Source organism: Massilia sp. IC2-476, from assembly GCF_020707295.1.
Classification (GTDB): domain Bacteria; phylum Pseudomonadota; class Gammaproteobacteria; order Burkholderiales; family Burkholderiaceae_D; genus Telluria.
On sequence record NZ_JAJFER010000004.1, the window covers coordinates 19755 to 33459 of the forward strand.

Genomic DNA, 13705 nt, shown 5'->3' on the forward strand with positions numbered 1-13705 from the left:
TCAGTCCTCGTACACCTGCGGCGGCGCGATGCCGCGCCAGCCCGTGCGCCAGGCGATGTTGAGCAGCAGGGTCGCGCACACGTAGACCAGGAAGAACAGCACGAAGAAGCGCGTCTGCAGGATCGCCAGCAGCACCGCGCACACGGCCAGCAGCGCCAGCATCACCTTGCCGCGCGGGTGCTTCGAGCTGGGGAAGCGCACCGTCGACACCATCAGCGTGCCCACCGCCAGCATCAGCGCGACGATGGCGAAGCACTGGGCCATGGTGGTGGCCGGATCGGGCCAGGCCACCACCACCGAGGCCACGCAGGCCGCACCCGCGGTGATCGGCATGCCGACGAAGTAGCGCGGGTCGGTGCGGCCGACCATCACGTTGAAGCGCGCCAGGCGCAAGGCGCCGCAGGCGACGAACACGAAGCAGGCCAGGCCGCCCATGCGCACCAGGGTCGGATGCGCGGCGCTCATCTGCGCAAAGCCATAGCAATACAGCAGCAGGCCGGGGGCGCAGCCGAAATTCATCACGTCGGCAATCGAATCGAGCTGCACGCCGAAGCTGGACTGGGTCTTGGTCACGCGCGCCACGAAGCCGTCGAGGGCGTCGAAGACGCCGGCCAGCACCAGCAGGATCGCCGCCAGGCGGTAGTCGGCGGGGGCGCCGACGTGCGCATTGTCCACCGAGATCACGATGCTGCCGAAGCCGCAGGCAATCGACAGCAGCGTCACGAGACTGGGCAGGGCGAACTTGGCACGCGCAAGGCGTTCGCGGCTGGTGGGCTTGGATGGCGACAATTGACGACTCGACAATAAGGGTGATGCCATATTCTACAGGCACCTAAATAAGCTGGCGTCGCACAACACCGTCGCGGGCATGGACCGGTGTTTTGCTCTAGAATGTCGCTTCATTTAAAGTGTTGACAGGAGTTGCTAAATGAGCTATATGCCGCACTGGCGTTCCCTCATCGCCGCATTGGTGGCCGCATCGACCCTGGCCGCCTGCGGTGGCGGTGGCGGCGACAGTTCGAGCGGCATGACCGCCGTCCCATCGGGCAACACCCCGCCCGCTAGCGCCCCGGCTACCCCGAGCGCGGTGCCGGGCGCGAGCGCGCCTGTCTCGGTCGGCAACGTCGCCATCGATGGCCGCAACTGGATCAACTACCGCCGCACCCAGCTCGGCGTGCCGACGGTCGCCGAAAACGCGATGATCAACAATGCAGCGCTGGGCCACTCCGAGTACCTGCGCACCAATAACATCATGAGCCACGACCAGCAGGCCGGCAGGCCGGGCTTCACCGGCACGACCCTGAAGGACCGCCTGAACGCGGCCGGCTACACCATTCCGGCCAACGGTTATGCCTATGGCGAGGTGATCTCGGGCACCACCAACGGCAACGGCTTCTACATGGCGGAGGAACTGATCACCGCGATCTATCACCGCTTCGTGATGTTCGAGCCGAAGTTCCGCGAGATCGGCACCGGCGCGGCGTTTTCCTCGGGCGGCTATCACTACTTCACCGCCGACTTCGCGACCCGCAACGGCTTCGGCCCCGGCATCGCCGCGGGCAGCGTCGTGATCTGGCCCTTCAGCGGCCAGACCGGCGTGACGCCGAATTTCATGAGCGACAGCGAAGATCCGGATCCGGTGCAAGGCATTAATGAGGTCGGCTACCCGATCAGCGTGCACGCCAACATCGACGCTCCAATGACGATGCAGACCTTCATCGTGCGTCCGCGCGGCGGCGCCAACCTGCAGGTGCAGGTGGTGAACTCGTCGGCGACCGCCAGCCAGCGCACCGCCATCGCGATCGTCCCGCTGGCGCCGCTCAAGGCCGCCACCACCTACGACGTCAGCTTCGCCGGCACGGTGAACGGCGCCCCCGTCACCCGCGACTGGTCGTTCACGACGCGGTGAGCGCGGACCTCGTGGCCGCCGCCGACGCCCCGGCGCTCGACATCGCCGCCGGCGTCGAGCGGATGATGGGCGACGCTGCGATGTACCTGCGCATCCTGGCGCGCTTCCGTTCCGACTACACCGGCTACGTGGCGCGCCTGCGCACCGCCCTTGCCGGCGGCGACCTCACGCTGGCGCACCGCGTCGTCCATACCCTCAAGGGTGCGGCGGCGATGATCGAAGCGCGCGGCTTGCGCGCAGCGGCGGTGGAGGTGGAGCAGCTGCTGCGCGGCGGCGCCCACGCCAATGCTCACCTGGTCGACCGGATGGAAGCGGAACTGGCGCGCGTGATGGCGCAGGTGGACAGCCTGATGGCGGCGCAGTCCACAGGCGACGCGGCCGGCGCGCAGGCGATGCTGGCCGAGCGCGACCTGCGGCGCCTGCGCGCGCTGCTCGACGTCGGCGACAGCGGCGCCCAGGATGTCATCGCGGAGAACCGCAGCGCACTGCGCACCCGGCTGGGTGCGGCGCGCATGGCGGAACTGGAGAAGGCGGTGGCCGCGTTCGATTACGAACGGGCGCTCGGTGTGCTCGACGCCCAGTGAAGTGCCGGGCGCCGGCCTAGCGCGTAAATTCCGCTTCTTCGTCGAACGAATCGGCGCAGGTCTTGCCGCAGAAACGGCGCACGCTGTCGAGCGGCTTCTCGCAGTACCAGCACGATCCTTTCGCGGGCAGGCTCGCACGCGATGGCATGACAGGAGACACCGTTCCTACGGCGGCAAGCACCGGCTCGGTGGCTAGTCCGTTGTCCGGAAAACTTTCCTGTGTCGTTTCCAAGATCCACCCCCTACACGACAGACTGAAGTCCAACCAAGATTACTTCAGCGGAACATCGTGCCCATGAGAAACCTCAAGCGCGGACCGCGGCGGGTTCGCGCCACGGCAGTTCACTGCAATTCAATCCGCTTCAGTGTGCGCCGAATGGACTGGCTCTGCAATCCTGAACTGCTTATTCGTCCTGCGAACAACAATTCCTGCAAGGACTTCCACCGCATCCGCCAGGACGCGCAAAAATCATAGCGGATTGCCAAGCTTCTGCACGCACGCAAACGGGTGCGTAGTGGGAATACTACTAGATTATTATTTTGCGGGTTCCAGCGTCACCAGCAAACCAGAACGTGTGGTTTCGATCCGGGTCGGAATGTACTGGACGCCGGCATAACGCAGGTCGTCGGGGTCGAAACTGTAAACCGGGGTGTCGCGCACCACCGTGTCGATGAGCGTACTGGCCACGCGCGCGAGCTGACGCTCGGTTTCGGGATTGGCCCCGATGGCGATGCGGTCGACCCGCGGTTCGGCCATCATGACGGCCGGGCGGCCCGGATCGACGTACAGGCGGCCGGAGAAGGCCACGCTGCCGCTCCAGGTGTCGCGCGCGAAGGGCGGCGCGACCGAGGCGTCGAGCGCCAATGCCACCCGGTCCAGTTCCGGCTGGAGCGCCAGCATCGGCCGCGACAGGCGGATGTCGAAGATCTGCATCAGGCGGTGATTCACCGGAAAGCGGCGCTCGAGGCCGGCCTGCAGCTTGTGCAGCGGGATCTCGACCTTGCGCGGGCCGATCAGGCTGGCACAGGAAGACAGCAGGCCGCAAGCGGCCAGCAACAGCCCTCCCTGCATCATCCGGCGCCGGTTACAACTGCGGGTGTGCGTCATCTTGTCCTCCAGGTAGGGTGGGCGGATTCTCCGCCCACCGGTGATAGGTAAAGGTTCTGTTGTCGAGCAAGTGATCTTGCTGTTAACTATAAGCGCGTGGGCGGCATAGCCGCCCACCCTACAGGCTGGAGCGTGACGATACGCGTACCGGACTTATTTACCGATACAGAAGCGGCTGAAGATCACCCCCAGCAAATCATCCGGCGTGAACTGCCCGGTGATGCTCGAGAGCTGGTCCTGCGCCAGGCGCAGCTCCTCGGCGAACAGGTCGAGCGACTGGTCGTCCTGCATCGCATGCCGGCGCGCCAGCTCAAGGTGTTCGCGTGCGGCGCGCAGCGCGATCAGGTGGCGTTCGCGCGCCAGGTAAAGCGATTCGCCGGTCTGCTGCCAGCCCGCGATGCGCAGCAGTTCGGCGCGCAGCAGGTCGATGCCGAGCTTCTCGTTCGCCGACAGGTACAGGTGGGTGGCATCGGGCGACACGTCCATCGAGGGCTTGTGGCCCGACAGGTCGATCTTGTTCCAGATGCGCAGCACCGGCACGCCTTGCGGGAAGGCCGCCACGATCTTTTCATCTTCCGCGCTCGGTCCAAGGTTGGCGTCCATCAGGTGCAGGATCACATCCGCCTTGCCGACTTCGCCCCAGGTGCGCTCGATGCCGATGCGCTCCACCACGTCGATCCCCTCGTCGGTACGAATGCCGGCGGTGTCGATGATGTTGAGCGGGATGCCTTCGATCTGGATGGTCTCGGTCACCTTGTCGCGCGTGGTGCCGGCGATCGGCGTGACGATCGCCACGTCCGCCCCGGCCAGCGCGTTCAGGAGCGAGGACTTGCCCACGTTCGGCTGGCCGACCAGCACCACGTTCAGGCCTTCGCGCAGCAGCGCGCCTTGCGCTGCCTGACGAAACACGTTTTCCAGTGCGTCGATGATGCCGGCCAGCTGGCCGCGCGCGTTCGATTTCTCGAGGAAGTCGATCTCTTCTTCCGGGAAGTCGAGCGTGGCTTCGACCAGCATGCGCAAATTGATGGTCTGGTCGACCAGCGTGTGCACGACCTGCGAGAAAGCGCCCGACAGCGACTGCGAGGCCGACTTCGCGGCAGCCTCGGTGGACGCGTCGATCAGGTCGGCCACCGCCTCGGCCTGGGCCAGGTCGAGCTTGTCGTTCAGGAAGGCGCGGCGGGTGAATTCGCCCGGTTCGGCCAGGCGCAGGCCGAGCGGGCCGCCAGCTTCGAGCACGCGAGAGAGCAGCATCTGCAGCACGACCGGGCCGCCGTGGCCGTGCAGCTCCAGCACGTCCTCGCCGGTGTAGGAGTGCGGGCCGGGGAAGTACATGGCCAGGCCCTGGTCGATCACGTCGCCGTTGGCGGCCTTGAAGGGAATGTAGGTGGCGTGGCGCGGGGCCAGCTTCGTGCCGGGGAACAGGGCATCGATCAGCGCGCCGAGCGCCTTGCCCGAAGCGCGCACGACGCCGATGCCGCCGCGGCCGGGGGCGGTGGCGATGGCGGCGATGGGGGAGGTGTCGAGTTTCATGGGGGGATTGTAAGGGATGTGGTGCAAGGTGGCGGCTTGGTGTGCTTGCAAAATTGGGTTCCGGCCTTCGCCGGAACGACGGTTTTTAGGCTAGTGGTTGAAGGAGGCGCCGTCAGTCTGCGCCCTCAGCACGTCATCCCGGCGAAGGCCGGGATCCAATTTCGTCGGACAGCCACGAAAGAAAAAAGCCCGCGCATCGCGCGGGCTTCCAAAGACAAACGCAGAGCAGCTTACTTCGCCGGAGCCGCCGTCTCGAACTTCTTGGTGATCACCCACTGCTGCGCGATCGACAGGATGTTGTTGACCACCCAGTACAGCACCAGGCCCGACGGGAAGAAGAAGAAGATGACCGAGAACGCCAGCGGCATAAACAGCATCATCTTCGCCTGCACCGGATCGGTCGGTTGCGGGTTCAGCTTGGTGGTGATGTACATCGAGACCGCGTAGATGATCGGCAGGATGTAGAACGGGTCAGGCTGGGTCAGGTCGGTGATCCAGCCGATCCACGGCGCGCCGCGCATCTCGACCGAGGACTGCAGCACCCAGTACAGCGCGAAGAACACCGGCATCTGCACCAGGATCGGCAGGCAGCCGCCCAGCGGGTTGATCTTCTCGGTCTTGTACAGCTCCATGGTGGCCTGCTGCATCTTCTGCGGGTCGTTCTTGTAGCGCTCGCGGATCGCCTGCATCTTCGGCGTCACCACGCGCATCTTGGCCATGCTGCGGTAGCCGGCCGCCGACAGCGGGAAGAAGGCCAGCTTGATCAGGATGGTCAGGGCGACGATGGTCCAGCCCCAGTTACCCAGCAGCGAGTGCAGGTGGTCCATCACCCAGAAGATCGGCTTGGCGATGATGGTCAGCACGCCGTAGTCCTTCACCAGCTCCAGGCCCGGGGTGATGGTTTCCAGGGTCTTCTCGTCCTGCGGGCCCGAGTACAGGCGGGCGTCGCTCGAGACGGTCGCGCCAGGCGCCACGGTGCCCAGCGGCAGCACAGTGCCGATCGCATACAGGTTGGTGGCGATTTTCTTGGTGTAGATGTCGCGCTGCGCCTTGTCGGCCGGGATGAAGGCCGAGACGAAGAAGTGCTGCGAGATAGCGACCCAGCCATTGTTGGCCTTGGCCGAGTGCTCCGCCTTGCCCTTCTCGATGTCTTCGAAGGTCAGCTTCTGATACTTGTCTTCCGCGGTGTACAGGGTCGGGCCGGTGTAGCTCGACATGAACCACGAGTCGTTGGCCGGCTTGTTGCCATCGTGCTGCAGCTGCAGGTAGAGCGACGGCTGTACCGGGGCTTGCGAGACGTTGGTCACGTCATGGCGCACGCCGATGGTGTAGTCGTTCTTGCGGAAGGTGAAGGTCTTGGTCAGGCGCACGCCGCCCTGCTCCGCGTCCAGCACCAGCTGCACGTTGCCGTTGGCGTCGCGGGTGGGCGCTCCGCCGCGGACGGTGAACGGGGTCTGGTGGTTCGGCAGCACGCCGGCCGGGGTCGAGCCGATCAGGCCGGTCTGGCCCAGATAGGTGTTCGGGCTGCCGACGGTGAACAGCACCTGGTTCTTGGTCTTGTCGAAGTGGTCCGGGAACTTCAGCAGTTCGAGGCGCTTGATGACGCCGCCGAGGGTGTCGATGTCGACCTTCACCAGGTCGGTGGTGACGGTGACGCGCTGGCTTGTTGGGGCAGCTGCGGCAGGTGCGGCGGCGCCAGGCGTGCCCGGCACGGCGGCGGCGCCCGGCTGGGCAGCTGCCGGCACGTCGTTCGGCTTGGGCTGCTGCTGCGCCACCTGGGCGGCTGGCGGCGCCGGCGAGAACAGCGACTGCTTACCGTTGGCCACCATCCAGTTGTTCCAGAGAACAATCAGGGAAATGGCGAACACGATCCACAGGACGGTACGTTTATTGAGTTCCATTGGAGTCTAGTCAGGAGTGGTTACAACCGCGAGCGGCTGGTGGGGGTTGCTTGTGCTGGTCCGCAGGCGGGACGAAGTCGACGCCGCCCGGATTCCACGGGTGGCAGCGGCACACGCGGCGCGCGGCCAGCAGCGAACCGCGTGCGGCGCCATGGACGCGCAGCGCTTCGATCGCATAATTGGAGCAGGTCGGGTAGAAACGGCATTTCTGCCCGAGCAGCGGGGACAGCAGCAGCTGGTAGCTGCGAAGGAACCAGACCAGCAGCGTCTTCATGGTGAAGGCGGGGCCTTGCGCGGACGCTGCGAGGCGAACAGGCGGGTGAGCTCGGCGCGCAGCTCTTTCTTGAGGGCGCGCGTGGTGGCCGGCCCGTCCTTGGCGTTCACCGGGCGCGACAGGCGCACGATGCAGTCGACCGGCAGCAACTGGCTGGTGCGGAACAGTTCGCGCGTGACGCGCTTGATCGTGTTGCGGGTGACGGCGCGCGGCGCGAAGCGCTTGGCCGCGACGACGCCCAGCCGCGCGTGCGGCAAGGTCGATGGTCGGGTGTAGAGCACGAAATGCGCGGATTTTTGCGCCGGCCGCAAACGAAAAACGGATGAAAACTCATCCGTTTTAACGATACGCCGAACGCGCGCGAAGTCGTGCGAACCTTCGCCTGTCATGGCCGACCGCGTCGATCTGCTGGTCTAAGAAACTTAGACAGCCAGACGCTTGCGGCCCTTGGCGCGGCGAGCGTTCAGGACTTGACGGCCACCACGGGTAGCCATACGTGCGCGGAAGCCGTGCGTGCGCTTGCGACGGACGACGGAAGGTTGGTAAGTACGTTTCATGGTGGTCTCGCTTAAAGCAAAAGTAAGTGCAAAATCGGGTCTGACGTCGTGTCAGGATTCGTCGCCAATGACAGTTCGCAGATGTTAAGCCAGCGTCACGCCACAGCAGATACTCGTTTCGCCCGGGACGCGACCTGCCGACATTGTCAGCTTGATATGGCGCACGGACGGGGAACCCTGAATTAGACATGATTTCCAGTCCAGCTGTCAAGGAAGCTGTTGTATCCCGACGAGTTCGCGTTCTGCGTTTTCGGTTGAAAATAGTGGGCCCAACCTGTGGATAACTTCGGCCGAGACAGGTAAAATAGCGTGTTACGTATCAACTAGCGAAGTATGGAAAACTTTTGGCAGACCTGTTCCGCGCAGCTGGAACTCGAGCTGACGCCGCAGCAATATAGTGCGTGGATCAAATCGCTCGTCGTCCTCGACTACGAGGACGGCAAGCTGCGCATTGCGGCGCCGAACCGCTTCAAGCTCGACTGGGTCAAGACGCAGTTCGCCACACGCATCACCGAGCTCGCCTGCCAGTACTGGGAAGCCCCGGTGGAGGTGCAGTTCGTGCTCGACCCGAAGAACAGCCCGGCCAAGAAGCCGGCGGGTCCCGCCTCGTCCGGCGCCGACGGCAACGCGGCGCCCAACCTGAATGCGCCCCGCCCTGCCGACCCGGCCCCGAGCCAGGGCAATGTGAACATCGCCAACTCGCCCAAGCGCGAGCAGAGCCGCATCAACACCGACCTGACCTTCGACAGCTTCGTCACCGGTAAGGCCAACCAGCTGGCGCGCGCCGCCGCGATCCAGGTCGCCAACAACCCGGGCGTGTCGTACAACCCGCTGTTCTTCTATGGCGGCGTCGGCCTCGGTAAGACCCACCTGATCCACGCGATCGGCAACCAGGTCATGGCCGACAACCCGAATGCGCGCATCCGCTACATCCACGCCGAGCAGTACGTGCGCGACGTCGTCACCGCCTACCAGCGCAAGGGCTTCGACGACTTCAAGCACTATTACCACTCGCTCGACATGCTGCTCATCGACGATATTCAGTTCTTCGGTGGGAAGAGTCGCACGCAGGAAGAGTTCTTCTATGCCTTCGAGGCGCTGATCGCGGCCAAGAAGCAGATCATCATCACTTCGGATACCTATCCGAAGGAGATCACCGGCATGGACGACCGCCTGATCTCGCGCTTCGACTCCGGCCTGACGGTGGCGATCGAGCCGCCGGAGCTGGAAATGCGCGTGGCGATCCTGCTGAAGAAGGCGCAGTCCGAAGGCGTGGGTCTGTCGGACGACGTGGCCTTCTTCGTGGCCAAGCACCTGCGCTCGAACGTGCGCGAGCTGGAAGGTGCGCTGCGCAAGATCCTGGCCTACTCGCGCTTCCACGGCAAGGACATCACCATCGACGTGGTGAAGGAAGCCCTGAAGGACCTGCTGTCGGTGCAGAACCGCCAGATCTCGGTGGAGAACATCCAGAAGACGGTCGCGGACTTCTTCAACATCAAGGTGGCGGACATGTATTCCAAGCGCCGCCCGGCGAACATCGCGCGGCCGCGCCAGATCGCGATGTACCTGGCCAAGGAGCTGACCCAGAAGAGCCTGCCGGAAATCGGCGAGCTGTTCGGCGGCCGCGACCACACCACCGTGCTGCACGCGGTGCGCAAGATCGCCCAGGACCGCCAGAAGAATGCCGAATGCAACCACGAGCTGCACGTGCTGGAGCAGACGCTGAAAGGTTAATACGTAGGGTGGGCGGATTTCCGCCCACGCGGTGATCGCTGCAGGGCGATACGTTGCGACAGAGCCGGTGATGTTGACCGCGTGGGCGGCAAAGCCGCCCACCCTACGAAAAACGGTCAACGGCCCAATATTCGGGAGGGTTTGTGTTAATTCCCGGCAATTGGCAAAATAGAGCGATAGCAATAAATAAATTAATACTTAACTGAGGATACCTATGCAACTGGTCAAAACCACCCGAGACACGCTTCTCCGGCCACTGCAGATCGTGAGCGGTATTGTCGAGCGTCGGCACACTATGCCGATTCTGGCCAATATCCTCATTCGCAAGGACGGCGAAAGCGTCTCGTTCCTCTCGACCGACACCGAAGTCCAGATCACGACGCACGCGAACATCGGTTCGGGCGACGACGTGACCGGCACCACGGTGGCGGCGCGCAAGCTGCTGGACATCCTGCGTGCGCTGCCGGAATCGGGCGACGTCACCATGACCCTGCAGAACAAGCGCCTGGCCGTCCAGAGCGGCAAGTCGCGCTTTGCCCTGCAGACCCTGGCCGCGGAAGAATTCCCGACCGTGTCGGTGGCCGACAGCTACAACGCCACCGTCACCCTGCCGCAGAAGACGCTGAAGCACCTGTTCAACATGGTGCACTTCGCCATGGCCCAGCAGGACATCCGCTACTACCTGAACGGCCTGCTGCTGGTGCTGGACGGCCAGAACATCATCGCCGTGGCGACCGACGGCCACCGCCTGGCCTTCTGCCAGGTGGCCTCCGAGCAGTCCTTCGAGCGCCAGGAAGTGATCATCCCGCGCAAGACCATCATCGAACTGCAGCGCCTGCTGGAAGAAAGCGATGAGGAAGTGCGCCTGGACATCGCCGCCTCGCAGGTCAAGCTGACCTTCGCGGACATCGAGCTGGTCTCGAAGCTGGTCGAGGGCAAGTTCCCTGACTACACCCGCGTGATCCCGAAGGGTTACAAGAACGAGTTCACGATCGGCCGCGACGAGCTGCTGCGTTCGCTGCAGCGCGCCGCGATCATGACCAGCGACAAGTTCAAGGGCGTGCGCTGCATCATCGAGCCGGGCGTCATGAAGATCAGCTCGACCAATGCCGACCAGGAAGAGGCAGTGGAAGAACTCGAGATCGACTACGGCGGCGACACCATCGACATCGGCTTCAACGTGACCTACCTGCTCGACGTGCTGAACAACCTCAAGTGCGACCAGGTGAACATCGCGCTGGGCGATTCGAACTCGTCGGCGCTGATTTCGATTCCTGACAATGGCGACTTCAAGTATGTCGTCATGCCGATGCGGATTTGATCCTTGTTTGAATAGTTGAGCAGCCGGCACCATCTACATTAAGAGTCAGCCTCAACCCGTCATTCCCGCGCAGGCGGGAATCCAAGTTCGTCGATGTTCACACAAACTTGGATCCCGGCCTGCGCCGGGATGACGACTCAAGCGCTGCAGGTGAACGCCAAAGCAGCCTTGAATCACCCGTTATATAGAAAGCAGTCCATGTCCGAGAATACCCAACCAGAAATGACTCCCGCCCCGAAGGCGGACGAATACGGCGCGTCTTCGATCCAGATCCTGGAAGGCCTGGAAGCGGTGCGCAAGCGCCCGGGCATGTACATTGGCGACACCTCGGACGGCACCGGCCTGCACCACCTGGTGTTCGAGGTGCTCGACAACTCGATCGACGAAGCCCTGGCCGGCTTCTGCTCCGAGATCCACGTCACCATCCACAGCGACAACTCGATCTCGATCACCGACAACGGCCGCGGCATCCCGACCGGCATCAAGATGGACGACAAGCACGAGCCGAAGCGCTCGGCGACCGAGATCGCCCTGACCGAACTGCACGCCGGCGGCAAGTTCAACCAGAACGCTTATAAAGTCTCCGGCGGCCTGCACGGCGTCGGCGTCTCGTGCGTGAACGCGCTGTCGAAACTGCTGCGCGTGACCGTGCGCCAGAACGGCAAGGTCCACCAGCTGGAATTCTCGCGCGGCGTCCCGATGGACCGCCTGATCGAAGTGCGCGACGGCGTCGAAGTCTCGCCGATGAAAGTCCTGGGCGACACCGACAAGCGCGGCACCGAAGTGCACTTCTGGGCCGACGAGGAAATCTTCACCACCGTCGAGTACCACTACGAGATCCTGAGCAAGCGTATCCGCGAACTCTCGTTCCTGAACAACGGCGTCAACATCAAGCTCTCCGACCAGCGCACCGGCAAGGAAGAAGTGTTCGCCTTCGAAGGCGGCACCCGCGGCTTCGTCGAGTACATCAACAAGGCCAAGACCGTCCTGCACCCGACCGTGTTCCAGGCCACCGGCGAGCGCGTTTCCGAGCAGGGCACCAACATTTCGGTGGACGTGTCGATGCAGTGGAACGACGCCTACAACGAGCAGGTGCTGTGCTTCACCAACAACATCCCGCAGCGCGACGGCGGCACCCACCTGACCGGCCTGCGCGCGGCGATGACGCGCGTGATCAACAAGTACATCGACGAGAACGACTTCGCCAAGAAGGCCAAGGTCGAGATCTCGGGCGACGACATGCGCGAGGGCCTGACCTGCGTGCTGTCGGTGAAGGTGCCGGAGCCGAAGTTCTCGTCGCAGACCAAGGATAAACTCGTGTCGTCGGAAGTGCGCGGCCCGGTCGAAGAGATCGTGGCCAAGACCCTGACCGACTTCCTGATGGAGAAGCCGAACGACGCCAAGATCATCTGCGGCAAGATCGTGGAAGCCGCGCGTGCCCGCGAGGCCGCACGCAAGGCGCGCGACCTGACCCGCCGCAAGGGCGTGATGGACGGCCTGGGCCTGTCCTCGAAGCTGGCCGACTGCCAGGAACGCGACCCGGCGCTGGCCGAGCTGTACATCGTCGAGGGTGACTCGGCAGGCGGCTCCGCCAAGCAGGGCCGCGACCGCAAGTTCCAGGCCATCCTGCCGCTGCGCGGCAAGGTGCTGAACGTGGAAAAGGCGCGCTTCGAGAAGATGCTGTCGTCGGAGCAGATCACCACCCTGATCGCGACCCTCGGCACCTCGATCGGCCCGGATGAATTCAATGTCGACAAGCTGCGCTATCACCGCATCATCATCATGACCGACGCGGACGTCGACGGCGCCCACATCCGCACCCTGCTGCTGACGCTGTTCTACCGCCAGATGCCGCAGCTGGTGGAGCGCGGCCACATCTACATCGCCCAGCCGCCGCTGTACAAGGTGAAGGCCGGCCGCGACGAGCGCTACCTGAAGGACGACGTCGAAGAAGCCAGCTACATGATGACCTTCGCGCTGAACGCGGCTTCGCTAATTCCGCGCGATGGCGCCGAGCCGATCACCGGCGAAGGCCTGAGCGAACTGGTGCGCCAGTACAACCTGGCCAACGCCATCATGATGCGCCTGACCCGCGTGATCGACCGTGCGGCCCTGACCGCGATCATGAGCGGCGTTACGCTGGACATGAGCACGCTGGAGAACGCGGAAGCCTCGGCCAAGGCGATGGAAGCGGCGATCAACGACCGTGCCGTCAAGGTGATCGTGCGTTCGGACGAATTGAGCGAAAAGCACGCGCTGCGTATCGAGCGCATGCATCACGGTAACGTGAACGTCACCTCGATCGACGCCGACTTCGTGCTGAGCAACGACTACGCCGTGCTGGCCAACGCGGCAGCCACCTTCCAGGGCCTGATCGGCGAAGGCGCCATCATCCGCCGCGGCGAAGGCGACAAGATGAAGGAATTCGCGGTGCGCGGCTTCCACGAAGCCATGATCTGGCTGCGTGAAGAAGCGGAACGCGGCGTGAGCAAGCAGCGCTACAAGGGTCTGGGCGAGATGAACCCGGAACAGCTGTGGGAAACCACGATGGACCCGACCGTGCGCCGCCTGCTGAAGGTGCAGATCGAAGACGCGATTGCGGCGGACCAGATCTTCACGACGCTGATGGGTGATGAGGTGGAACCACGTCGTAACTTCATCGAGACTAATGCGCTGCAGGCGGGGAACATCGACGTCTAATCGTTAGTTCTACGTTTCGGGAAATGGCCTCTTCGTGAGGCCGTTTTACTTTCCGGTTCTGCGAAGAGTTAAACCTCGAGACAGCGT

At 63.9% G+C, this 13705-nt stretch carries 13 protein-coding genes; 5 read left to right on the top strand and 8 right to left on the bottom strand.

Translation table 11 applies throughout. The annotated features are described in order from the left end of the window. Complete coding sequence (gene pssA / locus LK539_RS12045) at positions 1-789, bottom strand: CDP-diacylglycerol--serine O-phosphatidyltransferase (protein ID WP_227801167.1); 789 nt, start codon at positions 787-789, stop codon at positions 1-3. Positions 790-928: 139 nt separating this feature from the next. Between pssA and LK539_RS12050 the strand changes: the two genes are divergently transcribed. Further along, positions 929-1909 (top strand): CAP domain-containing protein, encoded by a 981-nt coding sequence (locus LK539_RS12050; RefSeq protein WP_227801168.1) that lies wholly within the window; start codon positions 929-931, stop codon positions 1907-1909. After that, positions 1906-2493, top strand: a complete 588-nt coding sequence (locus LK539_RS12055; RefSeq protein ID WP_227801169.1) for an Hpt domain-containing protein — start codon at positions 1906-1908, stop codon at positions 2491-2493. The genes LK539_RS12050 and LK539_RS12055 overlap by 4 nt, the downstream gene beginning before the upstream one ends. A gap of 16 nt (positions 2494-2509) precedes the next feature. Here LK539_RS12055 and LK539_RS24430 read toward each other — a convergent pair whose 3' ends face one another. The 7 genes from LK539_RS24430 to rpmH form a co-directional block, all read right to left on the bottom strand. Continuing rightward, positions 2510-2641 carry a hypothetical protein gene (locus LK539_RS24430; RefSeq protein WP_267877677.1) on the bottom strand — a complete coding sequence of 44 codons (132 nt, stop codon included), beginning with the start codon at positions 2639-2641 and terminating at the stop codon, positions 2510-2512. A gap of 387 nt (positions 2642-3028) precedes the next feature. Then, positions 3029-3601 carry a DUF1439 domain-containing protein gene (locus LK539_RS12060; RefSeq protein ID WP_227801170.1) on the bottom strand — a complete coding sequence of 191 codons (573 nt, stop codon included), beginning with the start codon at positions 3599-3601 and terminating at the stop codon, positions 3029-3031. Positions 3602-3754: 153 nt separating this feature from the next. After that, a complete protein-coding gene (gene mnmE / locus LK539_RS12065; RefSeq protein WP_227801171.1) occupies positions 3755-5131 on the bottom strand; it encodes a tRNA uridine-5-carboxymethylaminomethyl(34) synthesis GTPase MnmE in 1377 nt (458 codons plus the stop codon). Positions 5132-5361: 230 nt separating this feature from the next. After that, entirely contained in the window at positions 5362-7032 is a 1671-nt protein-coding gene (gene yidC, locus LK539_RS12070) for a membrane protein insertase YidC (RefSeq protein WP_227801172.1), read from the bottom strand. A gap of 10 nt (positions 7033-7042) precedes the next feature. Further along, a complete protein-coding gene (yidD, locus tag LK539_RS12075; RefSeq protein WP_227801173.1) occupies positions 7043-7306 on the bottom strand; it encodes a membrane protein insertion efficiency factor YidD in 264 nt (87 codons plus the stop codon). Next, positions 7303-7695, bottom strand: coding sequence for a ribonuclease P protein component (gene rnpA, locus LK539_RS12080; protein ID WP_227801174.1), 393 nt, complete (start codon positions 7693-7695; stop codon positions 7303-7305). The genes yidD and rnpA overlap by 4 nt, the downstream gene beginning before the upstream one ends. Before the next feature lie 33 nt (positions 7696-7728). Continuing rightward, positions 7729-7863: a 50S ribosomal protein L34 gene (gene rpmH / locus LK539_RS12085; protein WP_040378179.1), complete on the bottom strand. Its 135-nt coding sequence runs from the start codon at positions 7861-7863 to the stop codon at positions 7729-7731. A 333-nt stretch (positions 7864-8196) separates the two neighbouring features. On the opposite strand from rpmH, the gene dnaA reads away from it, so the two are divergent. The 3 genes from dnaA (at position 8197) to gyrB (ending at position 13618) form a co-directional block, all read left to right on the top strand. Further along, positions 8197-9597 (top strand): chromosomal replication initiator protein DnaA, encoded by a 1401-nt coding sequence (gene dnaA / locus LK539_RS12090; RefSeq protein ID WP_227801175.1) that lies wholly within the window; start codon positions 8197-8199, stop codon positions 9595-9597. 214 nt (positions 9598-9811) lie between these two features. Beyond that, positions 9812-10918: a DNA polymerase III subunit beta gene (dnaN, locus tag LK539_RS12095; RefSeq protein ID WP_227801176.1), complete on the top strand. Its 1107-nt coding sequence runs from the start codon at positions 9812-9814 to the stop codon at positions 10916-10918. Positions 10919-11116: 198 nt separating this feature from the next. After that, positions 11117-13618: a DNA topoisomerase (ATP-hydrolyzing) subunit B gene (gene gyrB, locus LK539_RS12100; RefSeq protein WP_373889540.1), complete on the top strand. Its 2502-nt coding sequence runs from the start codon at positions 11117-11119 to the stop codon at positions 13616-13618. Positions 13619-13705 lie beyond the last annotated feature (87 nt).